This window comes from Tateyamaria omphalii (assembly GCF_019802125.1).
GTDB classification, from domain to species: domain Bacteria; phylum Pseudomonadota; class Alphaproteobacteria; order Rhodobacterales; family Rhodobacteraceae; genus Tateyamaria; species Tateyamaria omphalii_B.
The window spans coordinates 397243-413835 of record NZ_JAHVHT010000003.1 but is presented as its reverse complement, the minus strand read 5'-3'; the positions used below and the strand labels follow the sequence as shown (position 1 = coordinate 413835).

At 62.4% G+C, this 16593-nt stretch carries 19 protein-coding genes; 12 read left to right on the top strand and 7 right to left on the bottom strand.

Annotated elements, in window-relative coordinates; all coding sequences use genetic code 11:
• The first annotated feature begins 39 nt into the window (after positions 1-39).
• From KUV51_RS14420 to KUV51_RS14410, 3 genes are read left to right on the top strand one after another with little or no spacing between them, the layout of a single operon-like run.
• On the top strand, positions 40-387 hold the full coding sequence (locus KUV51_RS14420; protein ID WP_222522330.1) for a DUF952 domain-containing protein: 348 nt from the start codon (positions 40-42) through the stop codon (positions 385-387).
• Positions 384-812 (top strand): DUF1330 domain-containing protein, encoded by a 429-nt coding sequence (locus KUV51_RS14415; RefSeq protein ID WP_222522329.1) that lies wholly within the window; start codon positions 384-386, stop codon positions 810-812. Before KUV51_RS14420 ends, KUV51_RS14415 begins: the two co-directional genes overlap by 4 nt.
• A complete protein-coding gene (locus KUV51_RS14410) occupies positions 809-1852 on the top strand; it encodes a quinone-dependent dihydroorotate dehydrogenase (protein WP_222522328.1) in 1044 nt (347 codons plus the stop codon). Before KUV51_RS14415 ends, KUV51_RS14410 begins: the two co-directional genes overlap by 4 nt.
• A 50-nt stretch (positions 1853-1902) precedes the next feature.
• Here KUV51_RS14410 and KUV51_RS14405 read toward each other — a convergent pair whose 3' ends face one another.
• From KUV51_RS14405 to KUV51_RS14395, 3 genes are read right to left on the bottom strand one after another with little or no spacing between them, the layout of a single operon-like run.
• Positions 1903-3234, bottom strand: a complete 1332-nt coding sequence (locus KUV51_RS14405) for an MATE family efflux transporter (RefSeq protein ID WP_222522327.1) — start codon at positions 3232-3234, stop codon at positions 1903-1905.
• Between the two features lies 1 nt (position 3235).
• On the bottom strand, positions 3236-3736 hold the full coding sequence (locus KUV51_RS14400; protein ID WP_222522326.1) for a PaaI family thioesterase: 501 nt from the start codon (positions 3734-3736) through the stop codon (positions 3236-3238).
• Positions 3733-4161: a PaaI family thioesterase gene (locus KUV51_RS14395; protein WP_222522325.1), complete on the bottom strand. Its 429-nt coding sequence runs from the start codon at positions 4159-4161 to the stop codon at positions 3733-3735. The genes KUV51_RS14400 and KUV51_RS14395 overlap by 4 nt, the downstream gene beginning before the upstream one ends.
• 125 nt (positions 4162-4286) lie before the next feature.
• Between KUV51_RS14395 and KUV51_RS14390 the strand changes: the two genes are divergently transcribed.
• Complete coding sequence (locus tag KUV51_RS14390; protein WP_222522324.1) at positions 4287-4658, top strand: MerR family transcriptional regulator; 372 nt, start codon at positions 4287-4289, stop codon at positions 4656-4658.
• Here KUV51_RS14390 and KUV51_RS14385 read toward each other — a convergent pair.
• Both KUV51_RS14385 and KUV51_RS14380 read right to left on the bottom strand, forming a co-directional pair.
• Positions 4655-5743 carry an AI-2E family transporter gene (locus tag KUV51_RS14385; protein ID WP_222522323.1) on the bottom strand — a complete coding sequence of 363 codons (1089 nt, stop codon included), beginning with the start codon at positions 5741-5743 and terminating at the stop codon, positions 4655-4657. The genes KUV51_RS14390 and KUV51_RS14385 overlap by 4 nt on opposite strands.
• 233 nt (positions 5744-5976) lie before the next feature.
• On the bottom strand, positions 5977-6423 hold the full coding sequence (locus KUV51_RS14380; RefSeq protein WP_222522322.1) for a universal stress protein: 447 nt from the start codon (positions 6421-6423) through the stop codon (positions 5977-5979).
• Between the two features lie 280 nt (positions 6424-6703).
• On the opposite strand from KUV51_RS14380, the gene KUV51_RS14375 reads away from it, so the two are divergent.
• The 8 genes from KUV51_RS14375 (at position 6704) to KUV51_RS14340 (ending at position 15098) form a co-directional block, all read left to right on the top strand.
• Entirely contained in the window at positions 6704-7105 is a 402-nt protein-coding gene (locus tag KUV51_RS14375) for a MerR family transcriptional regulator (RefSeq protein ID WP_222522321.1), read from the top strand.
• Positions 7106-7132: 27 nt separating this feature from the next.
• A complete protein-coding gene (locus KUV51_RS14370) occupies positions 7133-8914 on the top strand; it encodes an acyl-CoA dehydrogenase C-terminal domain-containing protein (protein WP_222522320.1) in 1782 nt (593 codons plus the stop codon).
• Positions 8915-8964: 50 nt separating this feature from the next.
• A complete protein-coding gene (locus tag KUV51_RS14365; protein ID WP_076626669.1) occupies positions 8965-9177 on the top strand; it encodes a hypothetical protein in 213 nt (70 codons plus the stop codon).
• A gap of 8 nt (positions 9178-9185) precedes the next feature.
• The gene (locus tag KUV51_RS14360) at positions 9186-9482 is read left to right on the top strand and encodes a hypothetical protein (protein WP_222522319.1); all 297 of its coding nucleotides are present in this window, start codon (positions 9186-9188) and stop codon (positions 9480-9482) included.
• Between the two features lie 29 nt (positions 9483-9511).
• Positions 9512-10636 (top strand): acyl-CoA dehydrogenase family protein, encoded by a 1125-nt coding sequence (locus tag KUV51_RS14355; protein WP_410001079.1) that lies wholly within the window; start codon positions 9512-9514, stop codon positions 10634-10636.
• Positions 10637-10943: 307 nt separating this feature from the next.
• Positions 10944-11576 (top strand): glutathione S-transferase family protein, encoded by a 633-nt coding sequence (locus tag KUV51_RS14350; protein ID WP_222522317.1) that lies wholly within the window; start codon positions 10944-10946, stop codon positions 11574-11576.
• 96 nt (positions 11577-11672) lie between these two features.
• Positions 11673-12884: an acetyl-CoA C-acetyltransferase gene (locus tag KUV51_RS14345; RefSeq protein ID WP_222522316.1), complete on the top strand. Its 1212-nt coding sequence runs from the start codon at positions 11673-11675 to the stop codon at positions 12882-12884.
• A 15-nt stretch (positions 12885-12899) separates the two neighbouring features.
• Complete coding sequence (locus KUV51_RS14340; RefSeq protein WP_222522315.1) at positions 12900-15098, top strand: 3-hydroxyacyl-CoA dehydrogenase NAD-binding domain-containing protein; 2199 nt, start codon at positions 12900-12902, stop codon at positions 15096-15098.
• 82 nt (positions 15099-15180) lie between these two features.
• On the opposite strand, the gene KUV51_RS14335 is transcribed toward KUV51_RS14340, so the two are convergent.
• Together KUV51_RS14335 and KUV51_RS14330 are read right to left on the bottom strand one after the other, a co-directional pair.
• Positions 15181-15675, bottom strand: coding sequence for a GNAT family N-acetyltransferase (locus KUV51_RS14335; RefSeq protein WP_222522314.1), 495 nt, complete (start codon positions 15673-15675; stop codon positions 15181-15183).
• 123 nt (positions 15676-15798) lie between these two features.
• Entirely contained in the window at positions 15799-16458 is a 660-nt protein-coding gene (locus KUV51_RS14330; RefSeq protein WP_222522313.1) for a dimethylsulfonioproprionate lyase family protein, read from the bottom strand.
• Positions 16459-16593 lie beyond the last annotated feature (135 nt).

Here is a 16593-nt window from a genome sequence, read left to right as displayed (position 1 = left end):
CCACTTGACCAGCCGTTGGGCAATAGGCATCACGCCCCCATGCTGATCTACAAGATTTTTCGCGGTCCCGAATGGGCCGCCTTGCGCGAAAACGGCACCACGCCAGGCGCGCCGATTGATGTGCAGGACGGGTATGTCCACTTTTCCACGGCCACACAGGCGGCAGAGACGGCGGCCAAGCATTTCGCGGGCGAGGACGATCTGTTCCTGATCGCGGTCGATGCGGATGCCCTTGGCGACGATCTGAAATGGGAAGTGTCGCGCGGCGGGGCGGAGTTTCCGCATCTCTATCGTGAGATACGGCTGGCCGATGTGCACTGGGCGCAACCCCTGCCGCTTGAGGATGGCGCGCACCAATTCCCCGCAGGCGCGGGGTTTGACACATGAGCCACGTGGACCCCAGCCGCGACCAGTTCGAGGCATTCAAGGACCTGCCCCGCGATACGCCCATCGAGATGTTGAACCTCGTGGCCTTTCGCGATCTGGCGAACTACCCCGGTGATCACGCGCTGGCTCGGGATGGGCTGACGGGCGCGCAGGCCTATGCGCTCTATGGCAAGCACTCCGGTCCGGTTCTGGAGAAGGTTGGTGGGTCAATCCTGTGGCGCGGCGGGTTCGAAACCACGCTGATCGGTCCGGCGGAGGAGGCTTGGGATGCCATGTTCATCGCGCGCTACCCGGATGCGGGCGCGTTTCTTGCCATGGTGACTGACCCTGACTACAAACGCGCGGTGGTGCACCGGCAGGCGGCGGTCAGAACCTCGCGCCTTATCCGCTGCGCACCAACCGACCGGGGCGCGACCTTCGGATGAAACAGGCGCTGGAACAGATCGGTACGCGGGCGCTGCGCAGGCTGGACCCGGAAACCGCCCATGGGCTGGCGCTGAAAGCGCTGCACACGCCCCTCGCCGTTCTGCCCGGCCCGGTGACCAGCCCGCGCTTGCGCACCACGCTTGCGGGTATGGACCTGCCCAACCCGGTGGGGCTGGCCGCCGGGTTTGACAAGAACGCCACCGCCATTGCCCCCCTCAGCCGCGCCGGTTTCGGCTGGATCGAGGTGGGCGCAGCGACCCCCCTGCCCCAACCCGGCAACCCCAAACCGCGCCTCTTCCGACTGGCGGAAGATGCGGCTGCGATCAACCGCTTCGGCTTCAACAATGACGGGATGGAAGCGATTGCGGCCCGACTTGCCAAACGCCCCGAGGGCGTGCCCGTCGGCTTGAATCTGGGCGCAAACAAGGACAGTGCCAATCGGGCCGAGGACTTCGCAAAGGTGCTGCAACATTGCGCGCCGCATATCGACTTTGCGACGGTCAACGTCTCAAGCCCCAACACCGAAAAACTGCGCGACCTCCAGGGCCCCATGGCACTGGCGGCCCTGCTGGACGGCGTGATGCAGGTGCGGGGCGACATCCCCGTGTTCCTGAAAATCGCGCCGGACCTGACGGACCAGGACCTCGCCGACATCGCCAAGGTGGCAGAGGATGCGCGGGTCGCTGCCATCATCGCCACGAACACGACGCTGGACCGCGACGGTCTGCGCAGTGCACATGCAGACGAAAAAGGGGGCCTCTCCGGCGCGCCACTCTTTGAAAAGTCGACGCGCGTGCTGGCGAAGCTGCACAGCCTGACGAAAACCCCGCTTATCGGCGTCGGTGGCATCTCCAACGCGCGTGATGCCTATGCCAAGATCCGGGCGGGCGCCTCTGCCGTGCAGCTCTACACTGGCCTCGTCTATGGCGGCCTCAGCCTCGCCGCGCGCATCGCCAAGGGGCTCGACGTGCAGCTACAACAGGACGGCTTCCAGTCGGTGACCGAAGCGATCGGCACGGGATCGCAGGACTGGCTCTAGTCTTCTTCTGACGAAGAATACGACGGGGTCTGGGGCAGCGCCCCAGTCCTTCAGGCCGCCGCGCGCTCCAAGGCCGGATACCGCACGCCCAACGTCACACCCCGCGCGACGAATGAAATGAGGAGCGCGGCCCAGAGCCCGTGATTGCCGAGCACCGGCAACAGCATCAGCACCGCGAGCCAATACAGCACGAACGAAATCGCCATCATGTTGCGCATGTCCCGCCCGCGCCCTGCGCCGATAAAGATGCCGTCGAGCATCCAGGCGGCACAGCCAAGAAGCGGGGCGGCGACCATGTAGAGCAGGTAGTCCCGCGCCTCAGCCTGCACCTGCGCGTCCTTGGCCATGAGGTCGATCAACCACGGCCCTGCCAGCAAAAATGCAACAGCGGTCGTGCCGCAGACAACCATGCCCCACATGCCGGTCATAATCGCCGACCTGCGCACCCGGCCCGGATCGCGACGGCCATAGGCGCGGGCGATCAGCGTCTCGGCGGCGAATGCGAAGCCGTCCATGGCGTAGGCGGTGATGTACATGAACTGGATCAACACCTCGTTCGCGGCCAGCGTCACGTCGCCGAAGCGCGCGCCCAGGAAGACGAAGCTGGAAAAGATGATCATCAGCATGAGCGAGCGCAGCAGGATGTCGGTGTTCAGCAGCGCCATCTTGATCAGTTGCGCGCGCCGAAGGACCTGCGGCCAGTCGCGCCATGCGGGCCGGGCAAAGGCCGCGCGGCAGAACCAGAGGCCGAGGGCCGCGCCGATCACCTCGGCGATCACGGTGGCGATAGCGACGCCCGCGACGCCCCAGCCAAAGCCTAGAACAAAGACGAAGTTCAGCGCGATGTTCACGCCATTCATCACCAGCTGCACCCAGAACACGCCGCCCGTGTGCTCCATCGCGACCAGCCAGCCGGTGAGCGCGTAGACCGCGATGGCCGCGGGTGCGGTCCAGATGCGGATGAAGAGGTAGTCGCGGGTCAGGCTTTCGACCTCTTCACTCGCCGGGGAGAGTTCGAACGCAGCCCAGAAGATTGGGATTTGCAACAGGATCAGGCCGGCGCCGCCCACGGCGGCCACGAGCAGCGCGCGGGTGAGCCAGGCCGAGACCTCATCGTCATCCCCTGCCCCGGCGGCCTGTCCCACAAGGCTGACCGTGCCCATGCGCAGGAAGCCGAAGATCCAGTAGATCGTCGTCAGTATGATGGCGCCCATGGCGACAGCGCCGATGGGGGCCGCTTCGCCCATCTGGCCAACGACGCCCACGTCCACGGCCCCCAGGATGGGCACGGTGGCATTCGACAGCACGATCGGCAGGGCGATCCTGAGCACCCGCTTATGGGTCAGCGGGGCGGGTGCGGCCTTGGGACCGACGGCGTCCAAGCTACCGCCGCTGCGGCATCACGAAATGCCCCGTCGCCTGGGCAAAGAGCCGGTCGCGGTTGTCCTGCCAGCCCTCCACGTGCACCGACGCATAGCGCCGCCCGGAGCGGTTGATGCGCGCCCGCGCATAGGCGTCGCGCGGCAGGCCGGAGCGCAGGTAATCGACCGAGAAATCCACCGTCTTGGGCAGGCGCGGCATGCGCGTGCCGCCACTAGGATCGAAGTCGAGGCTGCCGCTTTCGATGTCTTCCCACAGATAGGACCACGACAGCGTGATGACCGCCGTCATCTCCATGAACGCAGCCGTCACACCGCCGTGCAGCGCCGGCAAAAGCGGGTTGCCGATCAGCTTTTCGTCAAAGGGCAGCACGCCGGTCAGCTCGTCTCCGCGCCGGTCGAAGGTGACGCCGAGATACTGGATGTAGGGCACGCCATCGACGAGCGCGCGCAGGGCGGCGTCGCGCCGTTGCTTGACCACCTGCACCGGTTCGGGCCGTTTCATGCGCTGCCCTCTACCGTGAAGGCACCGGTGGCGGTGGCAACGGGGTTCTCCTTGTCCTCGTCACAGGCCGTGGCGCGGACAAAGGCGACCGATCGGGTGACGTGGTAGCAGGTGGCGCGCGTGGTGATCTGCTGGCCCGGCGTGGCCGCGCGCATGTAGTCGATGCGCAGATCCAGCGTGGCGGTGCCCGCGAGGTTCTTGGGGTGGCTCATCACCGCGGCCCCGCAACAGGTGTCCATCAGTGCCGACACCGCGCCGCCGCTGATCACGCCCGTTTCCGGATCGCCGATCAGCTTTTCGTCATAGGGCATCGTGATCTCGGCCACGCCGTCGTCCATCTCGGTCAGCTCCATCCCGAGGTCGCGGGAATGTGGAATGGCTTCAATGAATTGGCGGGCCAACTTGAGTTTGTCGGGATCGGTCATGTGGTCTCGTCACGCGGTCTTCGACCCAAGTTATGGGCATTGCGCGGCCAGCGGGCAAGGCACCTGTTGCACGGCCCGCCGACGCACCGTAGGCTGACCCCAAGGGATGGAGACATGAGCAAGCCATGGCTGACGACCGCTTGAGCTTTAAGGAAATGTGCGCGGAGTTCGATGTGACCCCCCGCACGCTGCGCTACTACGAGTATATCGAGCTTTTACAACCGGACCGGGAGGGGCGATCCCGTTTCTACGGCCCGCGCGAATGTGCCCGGATGAAGCTGATTCTGCGGGGCCGTAAATTCGGTTTCCAGCTGGAAGACATCCGGCAGTGGCTTTTGATCTACGAGCATGAAGGCAACGAGGCGCAGATGCGCGCCTGGATCGAACTGGCCGACGGGCAGCTCAAGGAGCTGGACGAGCAGCGCAAGCAACTGGACGAGGCCCGTGACGAACTGCAGGACCTGCGCGACAGCGTAGCCAGCGAATTGAAGGGCTAGGACTGTTCCGGATCGGGTCCCGGCCCCGACAGGAATTCCCCGACAGGTTTGAGCGCGTCTATGTGCTTGCACAGCACCGACATCGTCACCAGAAGCGGCACCGCCATGATCATCCCCATGATCGACCAAAGCCAGGCCCAGAAGGCCACTGCAATCAGGATCACGACCGTGTTCAGGCGCAGCTTACGCCCGACGAGCCATGGTGTGACCACCTGCCCTTCGATGGACGTCAGCAGGAAGTAGACCCCCGCCACGACAACCGCGTCAAAGAGGCTCGGCATGTTGATCAGGGCGACGGCAAAGGACAGGATCACGCCCACGAGCGCCCCGACGAAGGGCACGAAGTTCATGGCAAAAGCCAGAAGGCCGAAGGCCATCGGGCTCGGCATTCCGAGGGCGCCCAGCGCCAGGCCGACCGCAACGCCCAGACCCGCGTTGATCAGGGTGATGTGCAGCAGGTAGCGCGACACTTCGCGTTCGACGTCATAGGCGATGCTGATCGCCCGGCGCTTGTCGGCAAAGTTGGGCATGACCGCCACCAGGCGTTCGTAGAACAGGCTGCCCGAGGCCAGAATGAAGAAGGTCAGGATCAGGACGAATACGGTTTGTGCGACGATCAGGGGCGCGCCAAGGGCCACTTCGGTCAGGGGTCCGCGCTGTTCGACCACAACTTCGAGCGGGGCATTTGCCTGATCGGTGGCTGCCGCGACGGCAGCGGCATTTGCGATCTGCTCCTCGGCCTCGACCACTGCGGCGGCCACGCCTGACAGGTTGCGCAGCTTCCATTCCACCTCTTGTGCCATGCGTGGCGCATCTTCGATCCAACCCGCCACGGGGATCGCCAAGGCAGCGGCAAAAAAGCCCACGATCACCAGCAGAGACAGAACAATCGCCGCAGCGCTGAGCGGTTCGGGAACGCCCCGCCGTCTGAGCCACCGACAGGGCGGGCTGAACACCAGAGCCAGAAGGATCGACAGGATGACCGGCACCACGAAGACGCTTGCCACTGACAAAGCCGTCAGCGCGGCAAGCACTGCCAGCAGAACAACGGCCGCACCGACCGGTCCGCCAAGTGAAGAGGTCATGGAGTGATCCGCTGTCGTGTCCGTGGGCAGCGCACCAAGCGTACGCTGCCCACCCGGATCACAAGACAAAGTTCACAATCGCCAGAACAATCACGACCAGACCAACCAGATAGATAATGCCATGCATGACGGCCTTCCTCTTCGCTTTCTTCACATCGTTGAGGTAACGGCGCACCCTTTGATTAAGTTCCGACTATTGTGCGGTACTGCGTATGGCGTTTGTCGGCAGACTGTCAGATCACCGACAGCGTCGCGCATTTGGCCAGATGGTTGACCTGCTGGCTGGTGCTGCCCTGCACGAGCGAGCCGATGCTGCCCAGCCCGCGCCGCCCGGTAACGATCAGGTCGGCACCGAGTTTCTGGGCAAAGCCGGTGATTTCGGTGCCCGGATCGCCCTGTTCGATTTGCGTGCTGACAACGGTGCACCCGCAGTTCTTGGCCACATCGGTGGCAGCATCGACGATCTTTTGCGCCGCTTTGACCACCTCGTCATGGCTGGGCATGGTGGTGACCGCGTGATAGCCCGCCACCGCCCCAAGTGCGAAGGCCACGGTTTGCGGCTGCGGCGTATGCACCATGTGAATTTCGCTGCCATATTTGTCCGCCAGGTCACAGGCGATACGCACCGCGTTGTCAGAGGTTTCGGACCCATCGACGCCAACCACGATTTTACTGAACATGCTCAGTCCTCCATTCGCTTCGATGTTGAGCCTAGGAGATCGTTTCGGTGCCAACCTTGACCTGAATCAACAGCTCGTAAGTGCCGCTGACATGGGCGGGTATAGTGCCTGAGGCCAGAGTGCGGGCCCGATTGAACGCGAAATAATGCTTTACGTGAGCCCTGAGCACGTCAACTTTGGAAGTGACGCAACGTACAACTTACGTCAACGTCAGGTGGCTGTTGCATTGAATTGGCCCCTGTCCCATGTCCTTGCCGTAACACGAGATGCGAGTGATCTTATGACCGAGAAAACGATGACCATCCGCGAGATGTGCGACGCCTTCGACGTCACGCCGCGGACCCTGCGCTTTTACGAAGCCAAGGAATTGCTGTTCCCGATCCGCGAAGGCCAGAAGCGCCTGTTCACCAAGCGTGACCGGGCCCGCCTGAAGCTGATCCTGCGCGGCAAGCGCTTTGGTTTCAGCCTCGAGGAAATCCGCCAGCTTCTGGACCTCTACGACATGGGCGACCAGCAGCAGACGCAACTGGCCCGCACCTATGACATTGCCCGCGACCGTCTGGCCGACATGGAGCGCCAGCGCGACGAGCTGACTGAAGCCATCGACGAGCTGAAAGACCAGTTGAAGTGGGGCGAGAAGATGATCGCCTCGATGAACATGACGAAAAAGGCCGCTGAATAAGCGCCAAAGACTTAGGGAGAGAGACTTATGCCAAGCTACACGCCCCCCACCAAGGACATGCAATTCATCCTGCACGACGTGCTGAACGTCACAGGGTCCGACATTCCCGGCTATGACGAGCTGGAAGCCGACTTCACCTCGGCCATCCTCGACGAAGCGGGCAAGCTGACATCCGAAGTGTTGGCGCCCCTGAACGTCGTGGGTGACAAGGAAGGTTGCCGATTGGAAAACGGCGTTGTCTACACCCCCACCGGGTTCAAGGACGCCTTCGAGCAGGTCAAGGAAGGTGGCTGGCCAGGTCTGGACATGCCCGAAGAGTTTGGCGGCCAGAACATGCCTTATGTCATGGGCACGGCTGTGGGCGAGATGTTCTCGTCCGCCAACATGGCCTTCACCATGTACCAGGGCCTGACCCACGGTGCGGCATCGGCCATTCTGGCACACGGGTCGGACCAGCAGAAAGAGACCTATCTGCCCAAGATGGTGTCCTGCGAATGGACCGGCACCATGAACCTGACCGAACCGCATTGCGGCACCGACCTGGGCCTGATGCGTACCAAAGCCGAACCGCAGGACGACGGCACCTACAAAATCTCCGGCCAGAAGATTTTCATCTCCGCCGGTGAGCACGACATGGCCGACAACATCATCCACCTCGTGCTGGCGAAAATCGTCGGTGGCCCCGAGGGGATCAAGGGCGTGTCGCTGTTCATCGTGCCCAAGTTCCTGGTGAACGAAGATGGTTCGCTGGGTGCCCGCAACGGCGTCGCCGTCGGCAACATCGAAGAGAAGATGGGCATTCACGGCAACTCCACCTGCGTGATGAACTATGACGGCGCCGTGGGCTATCTTATCGGTGAAGAGCACAAGGGCATGCGTGCGATGTTCACCATGATGAACGAAGCGCGTCTCGGTGTCGGCATGCAGGGTCTGAGCCAGGCCGAAGTCGCGTATCAGAACGCGCTGGAATACGCCAAGGACCGCCTTCAAGGCCGCGACGTGACCGGTGCCAAAGCGCCCGAGAAACCCGCCGACCCGCTGATCGTGCACCCCGATATCCGCCGCTCGCTGATGGACCAGAAGTCCTTTGCCGAAGGTGCGCGCGCCTTCATCCTGTGGGGCGCCACCATGATCGACGCCGCACACCGCTCGGGCGACAAGGATGCAGACGGCCTCGTGTCGCTCCTGACCCCGATCATCAAGGGCTTCCTGACGGACGTGGGGTACGACAACACGATCAAGGCGCAGCAGGTTTATGGTGGTCACGGCTACATCGAAGAATGGGGCATGTCGCAATACACCCGCGACGCCCGTATCGCGATGATCTACGAAGGGGCGAACGGTGTGCAGGCGCTCGACCTCGTGGGCCGCAAGCTGGCGCAGGACGGCGGCAAGCACGTGATGGCGTTCTTTGATCTGGTGAAGAGCTTCGTCAAAGAGAACTCCGGTCAGGATGAGGCGTTCGACAAGGAGTATCTGGAGCCACTGAAAGCTGCGTCCAAGGATCTGCAGGCCGCAGGCATGTACTTCATGCAGAACGGCATGACGAACCCGAACAACGCTTTGAGCGGAAGCTACGACTTCATGCACATGTTCGGTCATGTCTGTCTGGGTCTGATGTGGGCCAAGATGGGCAAGGCGTCGCGTGAAGCGCTGGCGGGTGGAACGTCCGATCCGGAGTTCCACGAGACCAAGCTTGCAACGGGTCGCTATTACATGGCCCGCCAACTGCCCGCGACTGCGCTGCATCTCGCGCGCATCGAGACCGGGGCCGACACAGTCATGGCCCTGGAAGCGGCAAACTTCTAAACTGGTCAAGGCGGGGGACACCCCCGCCTTACTTTTTTGAAGGACCGCTTATGCCCAAACGCTTTCGCCTGACCCGCCGCTTTCCCGTTGCGATGACCGAGGATGGCTATCGCCGCCTCAAGCGGTTTGCCGCCGACGCGGGTCTGGACGAAGGCGAGGCCCTGTCGTTCCTGTTCGAGAATTTCGATAGCGTGATGAACGAGGAAAACCTGACAGCCCGGTTGCGGTTGTTCAATTCCGAGTTGGAGGCGCGGAAGCGGTAGTCCTGCATATGCAACTTGGCGCCAAGACTTTTCTCGTCCTCGCTTTCGGCCCTTTGCTGGCAGTGGTTGCGATGATTGCGGGCATTGGGCTGGTGCGATGGAGCGCTGGATGTGAAACGATCGAAAGCGCCCTAGAATGCGGAAAGCTCTTTGGTATCTGGAATATCAACCCTGACACATTGTCTTATGTCGGCGCCGGATACGCAGCCGCCTTTTCCGCCCTCTGGGCTACAGGAGGGCTGGCGATCGTGTTGGTGGCCGGCATCGTTTACCTGATATCTGAATTTGGGAGGTCTGTGAGTTGAAGGACATGGTTACAGGGTCATCCACATGGATGACGGACGAACACCAGATGATCGCCGACATGACGGCGCAATTCATCACCAATGAATGGGCGCCTCACTTCGAGCGCTGGCGCAAGCAGGGCGAAATGGACCGCGAGACCTGGGCCCAAGCGGGTCAGCTGGGTCTGCTCTGCCCCTCGATCCCCGAAGAGTACGGCGGCGCCGGCGGCGATTTCGGCCACGAGGCGGCCATCCTGATCGAAGCGGCGCGCGCCAACCTCGCAAGCTGGGGCCACGGCATCCATTCGGGCATCGTCGCGCACTACGTGCTGGCCTACGGGACGGAAGACCAGAAACAGCGCTGGCTGCCCAAGCTGGTCACAGGTGAGTTGGTCGGCGCGCTGGCGATGACCGAACCCTCGACCGGGTCTGACGTACAGGCGATCAAGACCCGCGCAATCAAGGATGGCAACGCCTACAAGCTGACGGGCTCCAAGACCTTCATCACCAACGGCCAGCACGCCAACCTGATCGTGGTGGCCGCGAAAACCGACCCTTCCCAAGGCTCCAAAGGCGTCTCGCTCGTGGTGCTGGAAACCGACAGGGCGGACGGGTTCCAGCGCGGCCGCAACCTCGACAAGATCGGCATGCACGCCTCGGACACGTCGGAACTGTTCTTCGACAATGTCGAGATTGCGCCGGAAAACATTCTTGGCGGCGCCGAGGGGCAAGGGTTTTATCAGCTTATGCAGCAATTGCCGCAAGAACGGCTGGTCATCGCCTGCTCTGCTGTGGGCGCGATGGAAGGCGCGGTCGAGCGCACGATTGCCTATTGCAAAGACCGCGAAGCTTTTGGCGGCAACCTCCTGCAATTCCAGAACACCCGGTTCAAACTGGCGGAAGCCAAGACCAAGACCATGGTCAGCCGGTCGTTCTTTGATGAATGCGTGGCCGAACATATCCGTGGCGAGCTGTCGGTTGATAAGGCCGCCATGTGCAAATACTGGACGACGGACACGCAAGCCTGGGTGCTGGACGAGTGCCTGCAACTACATGGCGGCTACGGCTTCACCAATGACTATGACATCGGCGGCATGTGGACGGACGCGCGCGTGCAGCGCATTTACGGCGGCACCAACGAGATCATGAAAGAGCTGATTGCGAGGGCCTTTTGATGCGGCTAGCCGATTGGGTCGTGGCTGATCGGCCCTCCGGGGGGAGTTTTCTTGGCAAGATGAAGACTGTGTCGCTGCTCAAGATCCACCCCTCCATCCGGCCTGTGACAGCGGAATGTTGGGGCTTCACCTTGCACATGGCTCAGCTCTCCAGCCTGCCATGCACCTTCAGAATGAGGCGTTAACGTTAATGCTTGGTGAACAGATCCAACTTCATCTTGCCAAGTAAACTCCACGGGGGGGCCGGGGGGTGTGAAACCCACCGGTCCTGCCCTCTCAATTCTCAAGACCGGGAAGGCCCGCACACATGACCCTCAAACTGCACTGCTTTGGAGAAAGCGGGAATTCCTACAAAGCCGCGCTGGCCCTGCAATTGTCGGGCCTCGACTGGGAGCCGGTGTTTGTTGATTTCTTTGGTGGGGCCGCCCGTACGGATGAGTTTCGGGCGCTCAATCCGATGGGCGAAACGCCGCTTTTGCAGGATGGCGAGCACTGCATCAGCCAATCTGGCGTCATTCAGCAATACATCACCGACAAGACCGGCAAGTTCGGCGGTGAGGACGACGACAGATACGAGGTGCTGCGCTGGGTGTTGTGGGACAATCACAAGCTCAGTTCGATGTGCGGCATGACCCGCTTTCTGATGAACTTCCTGCCCGAGGACAAACGCCCGCAGGAGGTCATTGCCTTCAACCAGGGACGTCTCAAGGCCGCCTATGCCGTGCTCAACAGCCATCTCGAGGGGCGCGACTGGATCGTGGGGGACGGGATCACTAATGCGGACCTCAGTTGCTGCGGCTACCTCTACTACCCCGAACCCTTCGGCTTTGAGCGCGCTGACTGGCCCAATATCGACCGTTGGCTCGACAACATCTCGGCCACGCCCGGCTGGAAGGCGCCTTACGACCTCATGCCGGGCTCTCCCGCCGACCGTGCGTAAGTTTACCTAAACCGCCGCAACGTCACCCTTGATTAGACCACCCGGTCTACACCACTTGAAGACAAAGACACGCCACATGGCAGGAGGACCAACCCGATGACCGAAGCCTATATCTATGACGCGATCCGCACACCGCGCGGCAAGGGCCGCAAGGACGGTGCGCTGCACGAGGTGACCTCGCTGCGCCTGTCCACGCTGACCCTGAACGCGCTGAAAGAGCGCAACAACATCGACGGCCACGTGGTCGAGGATGTGATCTGGGGCAACGTAACGCAGGTGATGGAACAAGGTGGTAACCTTGCACGGACCGCTGTTCTGGCCTCGGACCTGGATGAAGCCATCCCCGGCATCGCCATCAACCGCTTCTGCGCCTCCGGTCTTGAGGCCGTGAACATCGCTGCCAACCAGGTGCGCGGCGGGGCTGGTGACGGCTACATCGCTGGTGGGGTCGAGATGATGGGCCGTGTCGCCATGGGCTCCGATGGCGCCGCGATTGCTGCCGATCCTTCGATCGCGATGGAAAGCTACTTTGCCCCTCAAGGCATTGGCGCGGACCTGATCGCAACGGAATATGGCTTCTCACGCGATGACGTTGACCAGTACTCGGTCGAAAGCCAGCGTCGCGCGAAAGAGGCGTGGGACGACAAGCGGTTCGAAAAGTCGGTCATCACCGTCAAGGATCAGAACGGTCTGCCGATCCTCGATCACGACGAATACATGCGCCCGCAGACCGACATGCAGTCGCTGGGCAGCCTGAACCCCGCTTTTGAAGCCATGGGCAAGGTCATGCCCGGTTTCGACAAGGTGGCGTTGATGAAGTACCCGCACCTTGAGCGCATCAACCACGTGCACCATGCGGGCAACTCCTCCGGCATCGTGGACGGGGCCGCCGCCCTGCTGATCGGGAACGAAGACTTGGGCAAAAAACTGGGCATCAAACCCCGTGCCCGCATCAAGTCGACCGCCAAGATCGGCACCGATCCAACCATCAACCTGACCGGCCCCGTGCCTGTCACCGAAAAGATCCTGCGCGACAATGGCATGAACATCGGTGACATCGACCTGTTCGAAGTCAACGAAGCCTTCGCCGCCGTTGTCCTGCGCTTCCTGCAGGCCTTTGACGTCGACCACGGCAAGGTGAACGTGAACGGCGGTGCCATCGCCATGGGCCACCCGCTGGGCGCCACGGGTGCCATGATCCTCGGCACACTGCTGGACGAGATGGAGCGGACCGACAAGGAAACCGGCCTTGCCACCCTCTGCGTCGCCTCCGGCATGGGTGCCGCCACAATCATCGAACGCGTGTAAGGGGAGAACACGACTATGGCTGACTTTACACTCACCAAAGACGCCGACGGCATCGCCACCATCACTTGGGACGTGCCCGGCAAAACCATGAACGTCATGTCCTTCGAAGGGCTGGAACTGCTCAACGATATGATCGACGAGGTGCTGGCTGACGATGCCGTCAAAGGTGTCGTGATCACCTCCGGCAAGGACACCTTCGCCGGCGGCATGGACCTGAACCTGCTCGCCAAGATGAAGGAAGAGGCGGGCGACAACCCCGCCAAAGGCCTGTTCGAAGGCACCATGAAAATGCACGGGCTCCTGCGCAAGATCGAACGCGCGGGCATGGATCCCAAGACCAACAAGGGCGGAAAGCCGATTGCCGCTGCCCTGCCCGGCACGGCTGCTGGCATCGGTCTGGAACTGCCGCTGGCGACCCACCGCACCTTCATTGCGGACAACCCTAAAGCCAAGGTCGGCCTGCCCGAAATCCTCGTCGGCATCTTCCCCGGCGCGGGTGGTACAACCCGCCTCGCCCGCAAGCTGGGCGCGATGGAAGCGTCGCCCTTCCTACTGGAAGGCAAGATGGTTCCCCCCGCCAAAGCCAAGGGCAAGCTGGTCGATGAGGTCGTCGCAGACCCCGTTGCCGCCGCCCGCGAATGGGTGCTGAACGCGACTGACGCGGACCTTGTGAAACCCTGGGACCAGAAGGGCTACAAGATGCCCGGCGGTGCCCCCTATCACCCCGCTGGCTTCATGACCTTTGTCGGTGCTGCCGCGATGGTGAACGGCAAGACCCAAGGCGTCTACCCAGCTGCCAAGGCGCTGTTGAGCGCTGTCTATGAAGGCGCGCTGGTGCCCTTTGACACGGCGCTGAAGATCGAGGCGCGCTGGTTCACCAATGTGCTGCTGAACCCCTCCTCCGGTGCCATGATCCGCTCGCTCTTCCTCAACAAGGAAGCGCTGGAAAAAGGCGCTGTGCGTCCGCAAGGCATCGAAGACCAGCGGGTCAAGAAGCTCGGCGTGCTGGGTGCGGGCCTGATGGGCGCAGGTATTGCTCTGGTGTCAGCCCAAGCGGGCATCGAAGTGGTCCTGATCGACCGCGACCAAGAGTCGGCGGATCGGGGCAAGAACTACTCCGAGAAGTATGTCGAGGGCGGCATCAAGCGCGGCAAGACCACGCAGGATAAGGGTGAAGCGCTCCTGTCCCGCATCACCGCCACGCCTGATCTTGAGCAACTCAAAGGCTGCGATCTGATCATCGAAGCCGTGTTCGAAGACCCCAAGGTCAAGGCCGAGATCACCCAGAAGGTCGAGGCGATCATCCCCGACGACTGCATCTTTGCCTCCAACACCTCGACCCTGCCGATCTCCGAACTGGCGAAGGCCTCGAAGAACCAGGAACAGTTCATCGGCATCCACTTCTTCTCGCCCGTCGAGAAAATGCTGCTGGTCGAGATCATCAAGGGTGCCGAGACCGGCGACCGGGCCGTGGCCAAGGCACTCGACTATGTGCGCCAGATCCGCAAGACGCCCATCGTGGTCAACGACGCGCGCTTCTTCTACGCCAACCGCTGCATCATCCCCTACATCAACGAGGGGACGCGGATGGTCACCGAAGGGGTCGAGCCTGCGCTGATCGAGAACGCCGCCAAGATGGTCGGCATGCCGCTGGGTCCGTTGCAATTGACGGATGAAACGGCCATTGATCTGGGCGCGAAAATCGCCCGCGCGACCAAGGCCGCCATGGGCGACGCCTATCCTGACAGCCCCTCCGACGACCTGATCTTCTGGATGGAAGAGCTGGGCCGCATGGGTCGCAAGGCGAACGCGGGCTTTTACGACTACGATGAGAAGGGCAAACGTCAGGGCATCTGGCGCGGCGTGCATGACAAGTACCCTCTGATGGACGACCAGCCCGAGCTGGGCGAAGTCCAGCACCGCCTGCTGTTCTCCCAGGTGCTTGAGGCCGTCCGCGCGCTGGAAGAAGGTGTGCTGATGGACATCCGCGAAGGCGACGTGGGCGCAATCCTCGGCTGGGGCTTTGCCCCTTGGTCCGGTGGCCCGCTCAGCTGGCTCGACATCATCGGCGCGCCTTACGCTGCCGAACGCTGCGACCAGTTGGAAGCCAAGTATGGCGAGCGGTTCAAATGCCCCGCCCTGCTGCGCGAGATGGCCGAGAAGAACCAGAGCTTCTATGGCCGCTTCGGCCCCGACGCCGCCAAGGCCGCTTAAATGCAGGGTGCGCATTCACTGCGCACCGCACCCGAAACACCACAAAGGGCCGCAGCACGCGGCCCTTTTTCATGCGCGGCGCTCAGACCACCCGCAGCAGGTACAACAGCTCGTCCTCCGACACGCCACCCTCACGGATCGCATCCGGACGGACCCCGTATTTCCGGAACCCCTGCCTCTCATAAAACGCAATGGCCCGTGCATTGCCCGGCGCGACTGTCAGCTCGATCTGAGCGACGCCACCCGCCCGCGCCTCGTCCACCACGCCCTGCATCATCACCTGCGCAGCGCCCGAACCCTGCCGCGACGGTGTAACATAGAACGGGCCAAGCTCGGCCCGGTGCCGAATGCGCTGCAACCGCTGAGGACGATAACCGCAAAACCCGACAAGCCTGTCCCCTTCGAACACACCCCGGAGACCGCCGAAATCCAGCACCTGTTGGGCGCGGTCTGTATCCATTTCAAGCACTTCTTCCAGCGTGACGAGAAAGCCATCGGGCGCCACCCGCGCCCCCTCCTGCCGCAAATCCAGCCACGCGGGTGCATTAGCGCCCATCAGAGTGCGATATGTGAACATGGCCGTCGGTCCCGATGTGCTTTGCGCCTTGTGTACCCAGCGACACCAGACGTTTGAACATCGACCGAAAGAACGGGCAAAGACCAGCCGAACGCCCGTAGGGTGCGCATTCACTGCGCACCGTCACCGTGACTTGCGAGTGAACACCATCTTCTGTTCCGCCAACTTCTCCGGCGCGCCTTCCCACGCATAAAAGAGCAGCGCAGGCACATGGTCGGCCACCGTGATCCGGTGCAACTGTTCCGGTGGGTTGAAGATCAGCGAGCCGGGGCCGTAAACGCCCTGATCGTTCTCGGACACGGCACCCGACAGGCAGATATAGCTTTCGGTGATCCCGTCATGGGCATGGGCCGGATAGGTACACGCGGGGGCAAACAGAACCAGCCCCAAAATGACTTCGTTCGTGATGACCGGCCCACTCGGCCCCACCAGTTCGGCATAGGCGAACTTGCGTTCGAGCCCGCGCGGTACTTTCTCATAGCCGTATTGCCAGGTCAGCCGGTGCCGGATCGCATCGAGCGACCGGATGAACGGCGCGTGCCGCTCCATCCGCCCGTTGTCGAGCGCGCGGCGCAGGTGCTGGGTCACGGGCTTGTCCGCCGGTTCGGGAAAGCGCACCTCGGCATTGGCCTTGATCACGCGGTTGATCCGCTCGCGCACGCTGCGCTGGTGGGTCCGGATCTTTGCACTGCCGCCCGCCGACTGGCGGCGATAGAAGTCGTAACTGTCGCGCAGCACGTAGGTCCAGTCCGGGTGGTCAGAAAGTCGCGAAGGTGTGGTCATGCCGGGCCTGCTGGCTTGGAGGTGTCTGTCAAAACGCCCCATGGCTGGAAAGCGCGGCACCTGCAATGGCCCGTTGCGTCGCATCCCTGTGGTAGACTGCACGGGTGTGTGGGATGCTCAAATCATGCGCGTTTG